Origin of the sequence: Metabacillus litoralis (assembly GCF_003667825.1) — a bacterium.
In the GTDB taxonomy this organism is placed as follows: Bacteria; Bacillota; Bacilli; order Bacillales; family Bacillaceae; genus Metabacillus; species Metabacillus litoralis_B.
Genome location: NZ_CP033043.1, coordinates 1,322,711 through 1,339,827, shown reverse-complemented (window position 1 = coordinate 1,339,827; position 17,117 = coordinate 1,322,711). Strand labels below are relative to the sequence as shown.

The window sequence follows — 17,117 nt, the reverse complement described above, 5'->3', positions numbered from 1 at the left end:
GGAAGAGCGGATTCTTCCCTTTTTTACTTTTTCTCATAAACATTAATTAATGATTCAAGAAACTCAAGTTGCAGCTCATATTGCTTAAAAATGCTTTGAAACGTTAACGAAGTGATCTCGTCAATCTCAATATATTGCTTTTTTGATCGCATTCCTTGTTTTTGTTGCTCGAGTTCCTTTTCGATGATTTGCTTTTGTGAGTGAAGTGCTTCAAGCACAGCATGTTTATCTAGGCTTGCAATAAAGCTCAACCCTGTATAAAGCTGTGTTGGTAGCTGAACAGAAGGGGCTGATAAAGATTCCTTCAACAAATTCACAAATTCTTCTTCACCTTTAGACGTGATTTTGTAGATGGCCTTCGTTCGATGTCCTGTTTGCTCCATTGAGTCAATCTCTACTAATTCTTCTTTTTCCATTTTCTTTAATGCATGATAGATGGAGCCAGGAAGGATCCCAGCCCAACGATCTGTTTGACTTACTTGTAAAACTTGTTGTATTTCATAGCCAGACATTGGCTTTGTTCGTAGAATGCCTAATACCATTAAACGTGCCACTTCTTTCACCTCAACGCAAAATACTCAATATTGAGTATTAGTATAGCATTATCCAATGTAAGAGGTAAAGAAGATTAGGCAAGCTTCTTTGATTTCTTACTCATTGTCGTTGTGCTCGACTCCCACTTGAATGTGTAAGTAGACAAGACTAGTGAGCCAATCATAAAAGCTAGTGGGATGATGAGTGCTAGAGTAATGCTTCCATCTAACGTAATAGCGTTTCTTAATCCTTTAACGTAATGTTCAAAAGGTAACAGTTTTCCAATTATTTTGACCCAGTCTGGTGCGTTTTGCAACGAATAGAACGACTGACTCATAAAAATCATCGGTAATTGTAGCAGGTTTGAGAACATATTGATTTGTCCTTCATTGTTCGCAAGGTTTGAAATAACAAAGCCTATACTTGTAAAACAAAGGGTGCCAATCACAATTAGTAGAAATGTTGTTAAGAAGGAACCAAAGGTAATATCAATTTGTAAAAACAACATTCCAAATCCCCAAACAACCATGTTCACGACTATCCCAATGACTGTTCTTGCAAGGATCATGATTGAAACAAATAACATCGTTGGCATTGGTGTGAGCTTTAAAAATTTGTACACGCCTTTATTTCGTTGAAAATGAACTTGAAAGGCAATTCCTTGCATACCCCAAAAAATCGTACTAATAGCGGTGACTCCAGAAACAATTTTGACCGGCATTTCACCATCATTGAAATAAAATCCTAATCCAATGATGAGGGCAAGTGGAAACATAAATGAATAGAACAACGTAATTTTATCTCTTAATGATGTCACTAACATGGATCGAAAAATTGTGTTTACCATGCTACTTCCTCCTTCGAAGTGAGTTTTAAATAAAGCGAATCAAGATTGTTGACTTTATATGTTTCACATAAGTGTAAAGCATCACCTTCAGCGATAACTCGACCTTGATCGATCATGATGATTCTTGTTGCTAGCTTGATAACTTCATCCATATCATGCGAACTAAACACAACTGTTTTTCCTTTTGTATGAAGGTTGCGAATGATTTGATGGATGTCTAATCGTGACCTTGGATCTAATGAAGCTGAAGGTTCATCTAGAAAGACAATGGTAGGATCATGAACAAGTACTGCAGCGATCGCCAATCTTTTTTGTTGACCACCAGATAATTTTGATGCATCGGTATGACTACAGTCGGCTAAGCCACATTGAGTTAGCAATTCCATTGTTTCTTCCTTTGATAACTGTATTTTATAAAATGCTGCAAACAGCTGTAAATTCTCAAGTGCGGTTAAGCCAGGGAAGAAGGGAACAGATTGAAGTTGAACGCCAATTTGTGTTTTATATTTTTCATCCCAATACCTAACGTTTCCTTGATCAGCTTTCCGCAACCCAACGATCATTTCAATGGTTGTTGACTTTCCGGCACCATTAGGGCCAATTACAGCAAGAATTTCATTTTTCTTAATGTCAAGTGTAATACCATTTACAACCTTTCTATTACCATAGCTTTTTTGGATATTATCCGCTTTAATATACGCCATTTAATCATTCTCCCTCGATATTTAATATTGTTTACTCAACGTTGATTATTTATCTTTGACTTAATAATAAGTCGTAACCATTGTGAAGTAAACAATAACAATTCGACATCGTTCGCTATACTCTTAGTTAATTATGGTAAAGAGGACTCATATATGTAAAAAAATAGCTATTTCATTTCTAGTAATAATAGACTATACTACTTTAAAAGAATATTTTTTGGCAAACTATGTGAAAGCATAGGACGCAAAGCCACGGGTCTACGCACAGCACGACAGCCGGGTTACATATCTTTACATAAAACTGCTGTGCTAAGCAGTTTTTTTGTTTTGTGTTGGCTTTCTTGTAATGAGATTCTAAGAATATTCAACTAACTTGTTTAATTAAATCGGTTTCTTAGAGGGATATATGGTTAGTGCCGACAGGTTTTAACACCATTTAGCGATAATTAGTAGGTGAGGACTCTGCAAATTTTATTTTTTAGTATAATGTATCTTATTCCGGCAACAATCTTTATTTTTCTGGCAGGTATGGTCTATAGTCATAATCGCCACAGTTCGAAGCATATGACATGTAGCTTATTATTTCTATCTTCGTCTCTCTGGTTTTCCGGAGTATTTACTGCTTCCCTAATTTTTCCTAAATATATTAATGAAATTGTTGTTTATTGGATAAATGGATCTATAGCCATTGGTGCTTTGTTATCCTTACATCTCATTTTAATGAATGCAAATATGTATAAGGGAAAAAACGGGAAATTCTTTAAGCTATTATTTATTCCAGGAATAGTTATGATCGCAACGATTCCAATTGATTCATGGATGTTAAAAGAGGTTGAAAATTCATTTATTCCGGGTCCTGGCTTAATTATATTATGGATTGTTGATTTTGCTTATCTTGCTGTAAACCTATTCTTAGCCGTAAAGGAAATGAAAAAGGGAAATCAAGCAGCAAAACTATGGTTCAGAGGAATGCTCTCATTTTTTGTATGGACAATAACGATGCTAGTGGGCTCCATTCTTTTACAGCATACGAAATTTAATTTTATCACTTTCTTGATTCCGCACGGTTCATTATTTTGGGCATACGCCATTTTCCTTAGTATGGCAAAATATGATTATTTATCATCGTATGAGAAACGATATAACATCTTGTTTCAGCGATCTCCACTTGGGATCCTCCTTATGGATGAAGATGCGATTGTTCATGAGGCTAGCCCTCAGGTATCCAATTATTTAGGTGTTAGTAACAAGGAACTTATTCAAAATTCGATCCTAACTTTTTTAAGTGGAGTTGATAAGGAAACGTTTATAAAAGCACATCAAACATTTTTTCAAAAACGAATTAGACTTACAAACGAAGAACTAACATTTGTGAATAAAGAAGGGCAAGAAATAATTTTATCGTTTGACTCCGATTTTATTTTACTAGAAGGAAAAACACTTCAGTTTGTTATTGTAAAAGATGTTACAGAAGCCAGAAACAAGGTGAAGCATGAGAATTATCTTGCATATCATGACACTTTAACAGGCTTATCAAACCGTGCTGCTTTTGAGATGAAAATTCAAGAGCTTATAAGCAGAAAAGAAATGTTTGACCTTGTTTTGCTAGATCTTAATAAATTAAAGAAAATAAATGATACATTAGGTCATCAAGCAGGTGATCATGCGATACGATACCTTGCAACAATTTTACAAGAAGCAGCTGGAAATGAGCATCATACCGCAAGACTAGGCGGTGATGAATTTGTTTTATTACTAACGATTGATAAAACAGAATCCATTATCAAACAAATCCGCAAGCAATTAGCTATCCCCATGAAACGATCAGATTCAGAACAAATAACTCTTTCGGCTAGTATTGGTATTAGTCGTTATCCTCTTGATGGAGAAATCATGGATGAACTATATAGTGTAGCAGATAAAAGGATGTATGAAGAAAAGCATGGTGTGAAGTTGAGAAAATGAATCTATTCAGGGCCGGAATCTTAGTTATCTAGTTAACTGGGGGTCTGGTCTTTTTTCATTTGTTTAAAGAGAATAGTAGTCTTACTTGTTTACAAAGCTAGATGGGTAAAGCACGTCCTGTCGGATAATGAACAACGAATGAGGGAAGGGAAGAGGTTGTACTGTCGTTGATCGAGTTAATGATAACCAATACTTTATTCGGAACAGCTATTAATGGTTTTCATAACCGTGATGAAGACCATAACTCCGATCAAAACCACCACAAATGGTCTTCATAACCTCGATGAAGACCATAACTCCAATCAAAACCACCGCAAATGGTCTTCATAACCTTCATGAAGACCAAAACTCCGATCAATACCACCGCAAATGGTCTTCATAACCTCGATGAAGACCATAACTCCGATCAAAACCACCACAAATGGTCTTCATAACCTCAATGAAGACCAAAACTCCAATCAAAACCACCGCAAATGGTCTTCATAACCTTCATGAAGACCAAAACTCCGATCAAAACCACCGCAAATGGTCTTCATAACCTCGATGAAGACCAAAACTCCGATCAATACCACCGCAAATGGTCTTCATATCCACAACAAAGACCAAAATTATTAATTTAAAACTAAAAAAGCTATTGTGCCAGAGCACAATAGCTTCATTATCTACTATATTAACACTTACATATAATCGTAAACAGAATCTTCAAAGTAGAGCCAGTGAAAATATTCGATTTGTGAATCATCCATTTCAGCAATTTCTTTTTCGTTGAATTTATGTTTTTTTAGTAAATCATTCACTTTGAAATCTCTAGCTTGTTGGCTCATTTTACATCCTCCTAATTTAAAGAAGTTACGCTGTGTAAACCTTTCCTGAACTTCTTGGTTTTATTATATATCTCAAAATGAGATTAAACCAATATTAATTTGAGATGATTTACCAGAAAATGATATAAAAAAGGGATGTAAACAAAATACCTATACGTTTAACTTTTTAATCAGCCTTTTGTCATGATATTTTCAAAGTTACCAAGAAAAAGGATTTACAATACAGCGAAATATAGGGAGGTATAAAGAACTACATAAAAATCATATCTGTTTTTTAAACGAGAATGTCTGAAATTTATATATCTTAAAATTCTGACAACATCTATCATGTAAAATTGTAAGGGTTTTCAAAATGGAATAAAGGGAGGGATACGTTCATCACGACAAGGCATAAGGCGACTATTTTCAATAACGAAAGGTAGTGAAATTATGAAAGGTAAGAGAAGAGGTAGGAAGCAGGCTGCAATCTTATTAAGTGCCATGCTAGTATTATCTAATTTTCCTATTAGTTTTCAAGCTGCAAAGGCAGAGGAAAATGTAGTAACGAAAAAATTTGATTTTGGAACCTCATCAAGTGCGGTAAAAGATGGATATAGCAAGGTTTCAGAGGAGTCCTCTTATAGCGAGGAAATTGGATATGGTTTTCAAGATCCATCCAAGGTCGTTTCAGGAGATAATGGCACTTCTGATGCTTTACAGTCCGATTTCATTTCAACACAAGAAACAAGTTTTAATGTAGATTTACCAAATGGAGATTATACTGTTTCCGTTATTGCCGGAGATTCGAAGGAAGCTACTAATATAGGTGTGAAAGCTGAAATCATACAAAAGGTTCAGGATACACCTGTTGCAGCAGGGGAATTTATAGACCGCAGCTTTTCAATTGCTTTAGTAGATGGACAATTAAATGTTGAGTTAACTGGAAGTAATCCAAAAATTAATGGCCTTGTTATTAAAAAGCTTGCTAAACGTGAAGCAGGTGATAAGCCTACCGTCTATATTGCAGGTGATTCTACTGTTCAAACATATGATGAATATTGGAAGCCTGAAGCAGGTTGGGGTCAGATGATTCCACGCTACTTTAATGATGACATTCTATTCGACAATCATGCGATTGGAGGAAGAAGTTCTAAGTCGTTTATTTTCGAAGGAAGATTAGATAATATTTTGACGAAAATCCGTCCTGATGATTATTTTCTTATTCAATTTGGACATAACGATGCAACGATCAGCAGACCTGAGCGATATGCATCAGTTCCGGATTATAAAAATTACTTAAAAACCTATATCAATGGAGCCCGCCAACGTGGTGCCACTCCAATCTTAGTTACACCTGTTGGCCGACGTGATTTCAATCCAGATACTGGCATTTTCAATGTGAGTTTTCCTGAATATGTAGAAGGTATGAAAGAAGTGGCAGCAGAACTAGACGTAGAGTTGGTTGATTTAAGTACACTTAGCCGTGAATATTATGACTCTATTGGACCTATTGGGACTCTTTCTGTATTCCTTCATACAGAACCAGGAATTTATCAAGCATTTCCAAATGGCTCACAAGATAATACGCACTTCCAGGAGTATGGAGCGATTCAAATTGCACGCCTTCTATCGTCTGGAATTAAAGAGTTAAGTAGTCCGCTAGCTTCATATGTAACAGATGTTGAGCTTCCAGCAAATGTTCCAAACAAACCTACTGGTGTAACAGCAAACAGCATCAGTAATGCCGGGGCAGTGTTAACATGGGATGAAGTAGAGAATACCGATATTTATAAAATTTATCGTAAACTCTCAACTGAAGAAAATTATGTTTTAGCTGGTACCTCAACTATTCCTAGAATCAGCTTATCAGGTATGGATGAAGGAAAAACCTATCATCTGCAAGTGGTTGCTGTAAACGGAAAAGGAGAGTCCGAGCGTTCAGATGTTGTTGAAATTAAAACAAAAGAAGCAAACTTAAAGTTTGACTTCGGACCAGTTGGTAGTCCTGTTGCTGAAGGGTATACGAATGTTGATCTTAATACTGTATATACCGAAGAAAGAGGATATGGCATTAAAGATAACACAGGTATGATTACACGTGACCGTGGAGATGGAGATACACCACTTCGAGATGTAACGCGTGATTGGCTAGGATATTTTAACAATGGCTGGGAATTCAAAGTGGATGTACCAAATGGATTGTATGCTGTAAAGGTTCATGTCGCTGATTTCCTTGGAAGTGCTAGAACAGACGTATCAATCGAAGGGAAAGATCTTGGTCCTGTAAATGCTCCAAGTCGAAATTATACCTCGAAGGTGTTTTCTGATGTTTCTGTAACAGATGGTCAAATGAATGTAAATTTCAAAGGATCAACAGGCATTGCCAATGGTCTTGAGCTTACGCCAATTTTACTTGCACCATCAGAATTGAAGGCTGAAGAAGTAATAATTGACCCTGAAAATCCGTCTGTTTCTCTATCATGGAAAGCTGTAGAAGATGCAGCAAAGTATAATATTTACCGAAAAGTTGCTGGAACTAATGAAATAGAGCTTATTGATACATCGGCAACGAATTCATACAAAGATACTAGCATCGATGTTGGAATGGACTATGAGTACACAATTACGACGATTGATCGTGCCAATGTTGAAACTGTTCCTTCTATGCCATTAGCTGTATCAATGATTGACCCATCTGTTTCTGTTCCAAATGCACCTGTTAATCTTAAGCTTGGAGATGTGAATAAAAACGATCTTACATTTAGCTGGGATAAAACGGAAGGAGCAAAAACATATAATGTGTATCGATCTGAAAAGAAAGATGGCACATATCAATTAGTTGGGAAAACAAGTGAGTCGAAATATACAGATAAAACGGTTTTAACCACTATTAAGTATTACTACAAAGTTGCAGCAGTTAATGCCGGTGGAATCTCCGAAAAATCTGAAAGCCTTGAAACACCGGCAGTTACAGTTTTAAAAAGACAAATGGAAACAATTGATCGAGGTCTAGTAGCTGTTAAAACGGACGAAGGCGTTTATCTAGGTTGGAGATTATTAGGCACAGACCCTAAAGATGTGTCATTCAATCTCTATCGTAATAATGAAAAAATGAATTCTTCACCTATTTCAGATAGCACAAACTTTGTTGACAAAGAAGGAAGCGTAAATGATGTTTATGAGGTAAGGGCAGTTTTAGATGGGAAAGAAAAGAAAACAAAAGATCGCACAAATGTGTTAAGCAATAACTTCTTAGACATTCCACTTGATAAGCCAAAGGATGGTGTTACTCCATTAGGAGATCCTTACACGTATTCTGCAAATGATGCAAGTGTTGGAGATCTTGATGGCGATGGCGAGTATGAAACCATTGTAAAATGGAATCCATCAAACGCAAAAGACAACTCGCAAGCTGGATACACTGGTAACGTGTATATCGATGCATACAAGTTGGATGGCAAAAGACTGTGGAGAATAGATCTTGGTAAAAATATTCGCGCAGGTGCTCATTATACTCAGTTTATCGTTTACGATTTTGATGGAAATGGTAAAGCAGAGATTGCCTTTAAAACGGCCGATGGAACAGTGGATGGTCAAGGAAACGTCATTGGTAAGAAAGACGCGGATCATCGAAATTCATCAGGTTATATCCTTCAAGGCTCAGAGTATCTCACCGTATTTGAGGGTGAAACAGGTAAGGAACTTGTAACGACAGATTATGACCCACAACGCGGTGATGTTGCATCTTGGGGTGATTCCTATGGCAACCGTGTCGATCGTTTCCTTGCTGGAGTAGCGTATCTTGACGGTGAAAAACCTAGTCTTATTATGGCAAGAGGCTATTACACTAGAACCGTTGTAACAGCTTATAACTTTAGAGATAGTAAGCTAACAAAAGAATGGACATTTGATACAAATAACGAAGGCTATAGTAGCTGGGCTGGTCAAGGCTATCATAGCTTAAGTGTAGCTGATGTTGATCATGATGGAAAAGATGAGATTGTTTATGGTCAAATAACGATTGATGATGACGGCTCTGGCCTTTATAACTCAGGATTAGGTCATGGTGACGCGCTTCATGTTAGTGATTTAGACCCTAATAGACCGGGACTTGAAATTTTCTCTGTTCAAGAAAATAAGAATGCGAAATATGGCTTTGATCTTCGTGATGCAGAAACGGGTGAATTCATCTGGGGAGTACAAACTGGTGAAGATACAGGCCGTGGTATGACTGCTGATATTGATCCTAATTATGAGGGCGCTGAAGCTTGGGCCATTTCAGGTGAATGGAATAGTACAACTGGTGGATTGTATTCAGCTACTGGTGAAAAAATCTCAGAAAATATTCCATCTTCAAACTTCGGTATTTGGTGGGATGGAGATCTTTTACGAGAATTGCTCGATCATAAATGGGATGCCAATAAAGGTGTAGGAACCGGAACAATTGCAAAATGGAATTATGAAGACAAAAAACTTGAAAATCTATTACTTGCTGAAGGTACTTACTCAAATAACTCAACAAAGGGTACTCCTTCTTTACAGGCTGATCTTTTAGGTGACTGGAGAGAAGAAGCCATTTGGAGAACAGAAGACAGCAGTGCCTTACGCCTGTATACAACAACAGCTGTAACGGATCATAAAATCTATACTCTCATGCATGATGCTCAATATCGACAATCGATCGCATGGCAAAATGTTGGCTACAACCAACCGCCACACCCTAGTTTTTATATTGGTGAAGGAATGGAAGAACCACCAACACCTAATATCTATTTAGTATCTGCTGAGAAAAAAGATGAAAACGCACCTGAAACAACCCATGAAATTATTGGAGAAGCTCAGAACAATTGGTACAATGAAGCTGTTCAAATTAAGCTTACTGCAGTTGACAATGAGACTGAAGTAGAGAATACCTACTATAAAGTAAATAACGGCTCCGAACAAACTGGAACATCGGTAACAATTCAAGACGACGGCAAGCATATCATTCACTATTGGAGTGAGGATGCAGCAGGTAATGTTGAAGACATGAAAGAAGTAGCAATAAACCTTGACACAACTTCACCAATCATTACCTTTAACCTTGAAGATGGAACAGAATTTGGCATCGATCAAGAAATAACCGTCACTTGTGAAGCTGTTGATGCTCTATCAGGTATAGAATCTTCTACCTGTAAAGAGAACTCACAGCCTGCCTATCAACTAGGAGTAGGAAATCATGAGTTTACTGCTGAAGCAATTGACCTAGCCGGAAACAAAACAAACAGTTCCATTTCTATAAAAGTCGTAGTAGATTATGATAGCTTAGCAAACTTAACACAACAATTTCTCAAAGAAAACGGAGAAGAAGCTAATCTCCAACCATATCTTACAAAAATAGAAGCTGCTAAAAAGTCAGACGAAAAAAATAATACAAAAGCAAGAAATGGACAATTAAATGCATTTATCAACCATGTGAAAGCTAAAACAGAAAAAGAACTAACAACAGATCAAGCAAACTATCTTATTCAATTTACAGAAGAATTGATGAACTAATTGGCCGTGGGTGGGCCGTGTGCTTGGGTGGGCCGTGGGTGGGCCGTGGGGACAGGTTCCTTGTCCCACCCATCAAATGGTGATAACGACAAAAGTGGAGTGGATTAAGCTTGTATTGTTGTTCATAGGTGGATGAACGACATTTGGGGGGAGAATCGAGCTCGGATTGTCGTTCATAAGGTGGATGAACGACATTTGGGAGTAGAATCGAGCGTGGATTGTCGTTCATAAGGTAGATGAACGACATTTTGGGCTAGAATCGAGCTTGGATTGTCGTTCATAAGGTGGATGAACGACATTTTGGGGGAGAATCAAGCTTGGATTGTCGTTCATAAGGTGGATGAACGACATTTGGGGCTAGAATCAAGCTTGGATTGTCGTTCATAAGGTGGATGAACGACATTTGGGAGTAGAATCGAGCGTAGATTGTCGTTCATAAGGTAGATGAACGACATTTTGGGGGAGAATCGAGCTCGGATTGTCGTTCATAACCCCGATGATGACCAACAACCCAATAAAATCTCACTCTAACAGTCTTCATAACCCCGATGATGACCAACAACCCAATAAAATCTCACTCTAACAGTCTTCATAACCCCGATGATGACCAACAACCCAATAAAATCTCACACTAACAGTCTTCATAACCCCGATGATGACTAACAACCCATTAAGGACCAAAACTTATAAATTTAACTACTAAAAAAGCTATTGTGCCACAAGCACAATAGCTTAACTATTTTATATAGTAATACTTACATATAGTCGTAAACAGAATCTTCGAAGTAGAGCCAGTGAAAATATTCAATTTGTGAATCATCCATTTCAGCAATTTCTTTTTCGTTAAATTTGTGTTTTTTTAGTAAATCATTCACTTTGAAATCTCTAACTTGTTGGCTCATTTGACATCCTCCTTATGTAAAGAAGTAGCGAGATGGTTATGCTTTGTAACCCTTTCTTGAACTTCTTGGTATCATTATATATCTCAAAATGAGATTAAACCAATATTAATTTAAGATGATTTCACGGAAAATGATATTAAAAAGTTATTTATGCTTGCATGACCATTGAAATGCTAAACTACACACCAGAAACCGCTTACACTTTTCCGTTTCTAAAGTATTTCAAAAAGACAAAGATAGGCATCACAATTACAAATTTCAGGGAATTCACAATAGGAATAAGCCCAGTTATTCAATCCATTTAAAAAAATAATCAAAATGCCCAAACGAATTTATTCGTGCAACATACTATGAGAATTGAGAAGTTTGGGAGGTGAAGGTAAATGAGTGAAGCAGTAGGCGGTTATGGTGCAGGCTTTGCACTGATTGTTGTTTTGTTTATCCTTCTAATCATTGTTGGAGCTAGCTACACAACAGGTGGTTATGTTGACGGAGGATATGGTTACGGTGGTTACGGATACGGAACTCCTTGGTTCTAAGACTAGAAAAATGAACGGATTTTATGCAGAAGGCTCCTATATAGGAGTCTTTCTGCTTTATTTAAAGCATCGTCTATACATAATAACCATTTCCATCATATATTACAGTAAACAATCTAACATATTAGTCATACCGTGCTGCAGAGAAGGACCCTTTACATAAGAAGGGGGAAGAAAACATGATGAATCACCATCCTCAAGTTCCAAAAGGTATTCAATGGGTTCTTGTTATCGTTTTATTTGTTTTGCTCATGATCATTGGAGTTATTTCTTATCGTAGATTAGTCGTTCACAAACCAACTACTTCGGAACTCCCGAAACCAGTTCTTTATACAAATAAAAAAAATAATCGAGTTTCAGACATGATTCTGATTGCTGTGCTATTCATTTTATTAGTCATCGTAGCTGTTGTCTTTAAAGCTAGCAAGGAAAACCAACAAAGGAAAATGCGGTATCAGTATTTTTCACTCACATAAGCATGATGCACCTCCTCATGGAATGAAGAGGTGTTTTTTCATTTTTTTAGGAACAATAAAAGGTAAAAGACTGTAAAGCGAGGAATAGGATGAAAACAATCACAACGACCATAGTTTTGTACGTTGTCACATTAGTACTTCCATTACATATTTCAGCTCAACAACAAGTTCCGATTTTAATTTATCATTCCATTGACGAGTTTAAAGGACTTGGTGACAAGGAGTTGTATGTAACTCCTGAAAATTTTGAAAAACAAATGAGGTATTTACGAGACAATGGATTCACCTTACTAACCTTTGAACAATGGCAAGATCTTGATAACGTAGAGAAACCGATTTTCATCACCTTTGATGATGGATACAAAAATAATTTGAATGCATTTGCCATATTAAAAATGCTGGCTAATGAACGCTTTAAACCCGCGGCTACTATTTTTGTGATAAGTGACTTTATCGGACGTACGAACCGATTATCACCAGCAGATTTAAACATGCTGTCTGACTCGGGGATCATCTCCATCCAATCTCATACAGCAACACATCCTGATTTAACGAAAATATCGATGTTTGAACATGAACTGAAAGATTCGAAAGATAAAATTTTTAACATAACCGGAGAACCAGTTATAGCACTTGCGTATCCCTACGGAAATACCAATAACAAAGTTATAGAAGAAACAAAGAAATATTACTCTTTTGGCCTCACAACAACTCCTGAATACTTTTCTAAAAAAGGCATTAAAAATGAACTTTATCTTTTACCACGTATTTATGTTAAATATTCAACTACACTTGATGATTTTGCTAAAATAGTAGAAAGAAAGTGATTTGAAGATATTAAGATATTACATAATGTAGGTGATTAAAATGAACATTCGCCCAGTAAAAGGCTCAGATTATGATGTTATTTCTCCATTAATTAATGATTGGTGGGGTGGCAGAAATATGTCTGATATGTTACCAAAGCTATTCTTTGACCATTTTACACAAACTAGTTTTATTGCAGAACAGGATCATCATATTGTTGGTTTTCTTATCGGATTCCTTTCTCAAACTCATCTAAATGAGGCATATATTCATTTTGTTGGAGTTCATCCAGAATACAGAAAACATAAGATCGGAAATCAATTATACAAGTCCTTTTTTGAAGTGGTAAAGCAAAATGGGAGAAACATTGTTCGTTGTGTTACGTCCCCAGTTAATAAAGGGTCAATTGCGTATCATACCAAAATGGGCTTTGAAATTGAGAGGGGAGATAAAGAAATAGAAGGTGTTTCAGTAAACTCTGACTATGATGGGCCAAATCAAGATCGAATTTTATTTGTGAAATATTTAGAATAAGTGCTCAATATCGTGTTAAACCAATATAGAGGTGATCTCTCGGGCTGCCCATATAGAAGGAAGTATGAAAAAAACCAAATGAGCAGTCTCATTTGGTTTTTTTGTATGCAATAAATGTTAATGATCAACCATCGCATCATTACGAACGATCGCCACTTCCTTTTTATTTGCTAAATAGCGAAACAGAAGGGCAAATAGCATGGAAGGGATTGTACAGATAATCATCCCGATAAATGCGTATTTTGGCTCGATTTCGTATAAAAATCCTCCAAAAATCGTAAAGACAGCAGTGCTCCAGCTCAGAGCAAGCGCAGAATATATGCCTTGTGCCCTTGGAATCTTTGTTTGTGGGATGTTATTTATTAAGTATTTCATAAAAGCATAGTGACCCATTGCAAATGAAAACGCATGTAAGGTTTGCGAAATACTAAAAACAATCACATTAGGAAAGGCAAATACTAGAATCCAACGAATCGTTGAACCGAATGCTGCTAATGCTAGTAATGAGCCTACTGAAAACCTTTGAAATTTCTTATCTGCAATTAAGAAGAAAATGATTTCTGCAATAACCCCAATATTGATTATCACACCAATTAAATATTTTGGTGCACCAATTTCTTGCAAATAAATGTACCCATAGTTGTAATAAGAGGCGTGTGCTGCTTGCAGTAGGATCACGATTGTTAGTACTAACCCAAAATACTTGATTCGAAATAATTCTCGTATCCCACCTTTTTTAGTAGGGTCATTTTTTGGTTTTTCAGATAGTATGACTGGTGCGCGCAGAAAGACAAGCACAATGAACACCATGATTCCAAGCAATAAGATCCATAAAATAACTGAATCACCAAATGACCCAGTTAAAACGGTTAAAATTAGACCCGCCACTACGAATCCAATTGACCCCCATGAACGACTTTTTCCATAATGCTTTAATTGCTTGCTTTGCACAAGGTGTCCAGCCGCACTATCTAAAGCAGGCATTAAGGTTGGATAAAATATATGCAGTAAAAACGTAACAGCAAGTAAGCTAGTAAAGGAATTCGCTGGGATATAGCATAGAATGGCTATAAATGTTCCAATCGCCATTCCATTCAATATGGTCTTTGCGCTAAATTTTTCGGATAAATAAGGAAAGGCAAATAAAGTAGAAAGTCCTCTTGCTACAAGGCCGAGGCTCATTATGAAACTAGCTTGAGAGACTGTAATTCCTTTTTCGATAATCATCCATCCGGTCCAGTATGGAAGAAAAATGCCCCAAGTCATATAAAAAATAAAAAAACGTTTACTCATCCAGCGGTATGTATTCATTTTGTTTCCCTCCATTGTTTACATGTTATCATGGAGATAGGTACAATAATATGAGAAATCTCACATTTTGAGGTGTAGGATGAAAATTTATAATAAAGAGGAAAAACAACACTATTTAGATTCATACCCGATTACTCACTTATTTTCTTTTCCTATAGAAGAGTTTATAGAAGTTCATGAATATAAACGCGGGGAGTGGATCATCCAGGAAGGAAATCGACCAGATTTTTTATTTTATGTGATTGAAGGAAAAGCAAAAATATATGTTACACATCAAAACGGAAAAGTTTCATTACTCAATTTTATTCATGAGAATGATTATATCGGGGAAATGGAATTATTACATGAAGTCTACTATACAAAAGGAATTCAAACCTCATCAAAGACGATCTGCTTTGCCATTCCTTTTCAGCACTGCCGATCACTGATGATGGAAGATGCGACATTTCTTCGTGAATTAAGCAAATTTCTTAGTTCAAAAGCAACAAAGATGGCTGCAAAATCCTCGCAAAGCTTTGCCTTCCCGCTCGAAAATAGACTGGCAGATTTTATTTTACAAACAGCAGATGAAGAAATTTATAAAGAAAAGCACGTTACCGTTTGTGACTTTTTAGGCGTATCCTATCGACATCTCTTACATGTTCTTTCACAATTTTGCGAGAAGGGCTACCTGCAAAAGGACGGACGCCACTATCGGATCGTGCAGCCAAACCTGTTAGAAGAACTTGCTGAGAAACTAAGAAATTAGTAGGGAAGTGGCAGTAGAATAAACGAAAATAAAACACCCCATGTTTAATGGGGTGTTAAGCTTAGTTAACTAGTTTAATTGGTTTAATACAATCGTTGTGTATAGCTTTCCTTTAAATCCTTTGCCACTTGATCTGATGTAGCATTTGGTAATTTGGCGTGAGCAACCAGCATTTGTGGAGCTGAGGGAAGGGCTTCTTTTGCTAACCATGATTCAGCATCCCATAACTGTGATCGTATAAAAGCTTTCGCACAGTGTACATAGCATTCTTTCACTTCTACTAATAAACCAAATAAAGGACTTTTTCCATTTACCGCACTTTTTTCAAGAAGTTCAGGATCACGACAAATATAAGCTTTCCCGTTTATTCTTAATGTTTCTCCTAAACCAGGAATCAAAAAAAGGAGTCCAATATTAGGATTGGAAATTATGTTATGAACGGAATCCATTCGTTTATTTCCTGGTCTTTCTGGAATAAATAAATGTTGTTCATCTAATACCATCACAAACCCTGGAGCATCTCCTCTTGGAGTTACATCACATTCTCCTTCTGCATTAGAAGTAGCGAGAGATAGAAATGGAGATTTTGAGATAAAATCAACACAATGTTCGTCAATAAAGGAAATCACTTTATTTGCAGCTCTTTGGCTAGGAGTGCCAATAAAGGAGCGAAACTCTTCAAATTCCTCTTTTGTAGAGATAATGTTTTTATATGTAGTTGTCATGTAATCACCTTTCCAAATTGGAATAATACATCATATCATGAGAAAGTTAAGGTCTGTACCCATAAGAAAAATCAAATAAAAATGCAAAAAAGATAAAGATAGCTGCTGCAGGAATCATGCTTGTGAATACTAAGACCTTAGCAATCCGAGTATTAGCCTTAGTAAACCATTTAAAGTAAAGGAAGATCAAAATAAACGCTAATGGCCAGAATAGAAAACCCGCAATCGTACTAACCCATTCTGAATTTTTATCCCAGTATTCATCAGGAACAGGGAGGATGTTTTCGAATTGTTTATCAATTTTATTTTTGGTTGAAATAAAGATATAGGACAGTACGAAATAATAGGTGATCATTGTCGTTTTTATCCACCATCTTAATGACCTGCTGGAAATGACAATGATCAAAATAAGGCCTAATAAAATGAAAAACCCCGTGTATTGTTGCAAAAAACCACCTCTTTAAGAAAGGTATCTAATTTTCAGAAAAGTTTCAATAAAAAATAAGAGGAATTCATGGGTTCCTCTTATTTTTTATTTTTATTACTTGAGTTAATTTCATAATTATGACTCTTAAATCAAAAAACGAATTTTTTTTCACCTTGAGTGACAAATATATTGGTCATTATTAAAAGTAAGGTTGTCAAACTCAAATGTAAGTGTGAACCAATACATCTTTAAAGGGTAAT

The 17,117-nt window shown here is 36.3% G+C and carries 14 protein-coding genes, 1 pseudogene and 1 riboswitch; of the genes and pseudogenes, 7 read left to right on the top strand and 8 right to left on the bottom strand.

Features of this window, described 5'->3' with window-relative positions:
• Window positions 1-23 precede the first annotated feature (23 nt).
• The 3 genes from D9842_RS06400 to D9842_RS06390 all read right to left on the bottom strand — a co-directional run bounded on the left by D9842_RS06400 (window position 24) and on the right by D9842_RS06390 (window position 2,085).
• Complete coding sequence (locus D9842_RS06400; protein WP_121661795.1) at window positions 24-554, bottom strand: PadR family transcriptional regulator; 531 nt, start codon at window positions 552-554, stop codon at window positions 24-26.
• Between the two features lie 74 nt (window positions 555-628).
• Window positions 629-1,381, bottom strand: a complete 753-nt coding sequence (locus D9842_RS06395) for an ABC transporter permease (protein ID WP_121661794.1) — start codon at window positions 1,379-1,381, stop codon at window positions 629-631.
• Window positions 1,375-2,085: an ABC transporter ATP-binding protein gene (locus D9842_RS06390; protein WP_121661793.1), complete on the bottom strand. Its 711-nt coding sequence runs from the start codon at window positions 2,083-2,085 to the stop codon at window positions 1,375-1,377. Before D9842_RS06390 ends, D9842_RS06395 begins: the two co-directional genes overlap by 7 nt.
• A 209-nt stretch (window positions 2,086-2,294) precedes the next feature.
• A riboswitch (cyclic di-GMP riboswitch) is annotated at window positions 2,295-2,374 on the top strand.
• 164 nt (window positions 2,375-2,538) lie between these two features.
• On the opposite strand from D9842_RS06390, the gene D9842_RS06385 reads away from it, so the two are divergent.
• Window positions 2,539-4,050, top strand: coding sequence for a sensor domain-containing diguanylate cyclase (locus tag D9842_RS06385; protein WP_162987330.1), 1,512 nt, complete (start codon window positions 2,539-2,541; stop codon window positions 4,048-4,050).
• Window positions 4,051-4,727: 677 nt separating this feature from the next.
• Here D9842_RS06385 and D9842_RS25720 read toward each other — a convergent pair.
• Entirely contained in the window at window positions 4,728-4,874 is a 147-nt protein-coding gene (locus D9842_RS25720; RefSeq protein ID WP_162987329.1) for a hypothetical protein, read from the bottom strand.
• Between the two features lie 429 nt (window positions 4,875-5,303).
• On the opposite strand from D9842_RS25720, the gene D9842_RS26490 reads away from it, so the two are divergent.
• Window positions 5,304-10,388 carry a rhamnogalacturonan lyase family protein gene (locus D9842_RS26490; RefSeq protein WP_121661791.1) on the top strand — a complete coding sequence of 1,695 codons (5,085 nt, stop codon included), beginning with the start codon at window positions 5,304-5,306 and terminating at the stop codon, window positions 10,386-10,388.
• Between the two features lie 755 nt (window positions 10,389-11,143).
• Here the strand turns inward: D9842_RS26490 and D9842_RS25715 are convergent.
• Window positions 11,144-11,290, bottom strand: coding sequence for a hypothetical protein (locus D9842_RS25715; RefSeq protein ID WP_162987328.1), 147 nt, complete (start codon window positions 11,288-11,290; stop codon window positions 11,144-11,146).
• Between the two features lie 383 nt (window positions 11,291-11,673).
• Here D9842_RS25715 and D9842_RS26200 point away from each other — a divergent pair.
• The 4 genes and pseudogenes from D9842_RS26200 to D9842_RS06360 all read left to right on the top strand — a co-directional run.
• Window positions 11,674-11,760: pseudogene (locus tag D9842_RS26200) on the top strand (YjcZ family sporulation protein); the annotation flags it as partial.
• Between the two features lie 248 nt (window positions 11,761-12,008).
• Complete coding sequence (locus tag D9842_RS06370; RefSeq protein ID WP_121661789.1) at window positions 12,009-12,305, top strand: hypothetical protein; 297 nt, start codon at window positions 12,009-12,011, stop codon at window positions 12,303-12,305.
• 89 nt (window positions 12,306-12,394) lie between these two features.
• Complete coding sequence (locus tag D9842_RS06365; RefSeq protein WP_121661788.1) at window positions 12,395-13,132, top strand: polysaccharide deacetylase family protein; 738 nt, start codon at window positions 12,395-12,397, stop codon at window positions 13,130-13,132.
• Between the two features lie 40 nt (window positions 13,133-13,172).
• Entirely contained in the window at window positions 13,173-13,646 is a 474-nt protein-coding gene (locus tag D9842_RS06360) for a GNAT family N-acetyltransferase (RefSeq protein WP_121661787.1), read from the top strand.
• A 117-nt stretch (window positions 13,647-13,763) separates the two neighbouring features.
• Here D9842_RS06360 and D9842_RS06355 read toward each other — a convergent pair whose 3' ends face one another.
• On the bottom strand, window positions 13,764-14,957 hold the full coding sequence (locus tag D9842_RS06355; protein WP_121661786.1) for an MFS transporter: 1,194 nt from the start codon (window positions 14,955-14,957) through the stop codon (window positions 13,764-13,766).
• A gap of 79 nt (window positions 14,958-15,036) precedes the next feature.
• Between D9842_RS06355 and yeiL the strand changes: the two genes are divergently transcribed.
• Window positions 15,037-15,705, top strand: a complete 669-nt coding sequence (gene yeiL, locus D9842_RS06350) for a transcriptional regulator YeiL (protein WP_121661785.1) — start codon at window positions 15,037-15,039, stop codon at window positions 15,703-15,705.
• Between the two features lie 83 nt (window positions 15,706-15,788).
• Here the strand turns inward: yeiL and D9842_RS06345 are convergent, their stop codons facing one another.
• Window positions 15,789-16,430: a pyridoxamine 5'-phosphate oxidase family protein gene (locus D9842_RS06345; RefSeq protein ID WP_121661784.1), complete on the bottom strand. Its 642-nt coding sequence runs from the start codon at window positions 16,428-16,430 to the stop codon at window positions 15,789-15,791.
• Window positions 16,431-16,476: 46 nt separating this feature from the next.
• A complete protein-coding gene (locus tag D9842_RS06340; protein ID WP_121661783.1) occupies window positions 16,477-16,878 on the bottom strand; it encodes a hypothetical protein in 402 nt (133 codons plus the stop codon).
• Window positions 16,879-17,117: the final 239 nt, after the last annotated feature.

Bases quoted from the DNA above. Each gene is read 5' to 3' on its own strand.
- D9842_RS06395 (WP_121661794.1), bottom strand. From the start codon at position 1,381: ATGGTAAACACAATTTTTCGATCCATGTTAGTGACATCATTAAGAGAT.
- D9842_RS06390 (WP_121661793.1), bottom strand. From the start codon at position 2,085: ATGGCGTATATTAAAGCGGATAATATCCAAAAAAGCTATGGTAATAGA.
- D9842_RS25720 (WP_162987329.1), bottom strand. From the start codon at position 4,874: ATGAGCCAACAAGCTAGAGATTTCAAAGTGAATGATTTACTAAAAAAA.
- D9842_RS26490 (WP_121661791.1), top strand. From the start codon at position 5,304: ATGAAAGGTAAGAGAAGAGGTAGGAAGCAGGCTGCAATCTTATTAAGT.
- D9842_RS25715 (WP_162987328.1), bottom strand. From the start codon at position 11,290: ATGAGCCAACAAGTTAGAGATTTCAAAGTGAATGATTTACTAAAAAAA.
- D9842_RS06370 (WP_121661789.1), top strand. From the start codon at position 12,009: ATGATGAATCACCATCCTCAAGTTCCAAAAGGTATTCAATGGGTTCTT.
- D9842_RS06365 (WP_121661788.1), top strand. From the start codon at position 12,395: ATGAAAACAATCACAACGACCATAGTTTTGTACGTTGTCACATTAGTA.
- D9842_RS06360 (WP_121661787.1), top strand. From the start codon at position 13,173: ATGAACATTCGCCCAGTAAAAGGCTCAGATTATGATGTTATTTCTCCA.
- D9842_RS06355 (WP_121661786.1), bottom strand. From the start codon at position 14,957: ATGAATACATACCGCTGGATGAGTAAACGTTTTTTTATTTTTTATATG.
- yeiL (WP_121661785.1), top strand. From the start codon at position 15,037: ATGAAAATTTATAATAAAGAGGAAAAACAACACTATTTAGATTCATAC.
- D9842_RS06345 (WP_121661784.1), bottom strand. From the start codon at position 16,430: ATGACAACTACATATAAAAACATTATCTCTACAAAAGAGGAATTTGAA.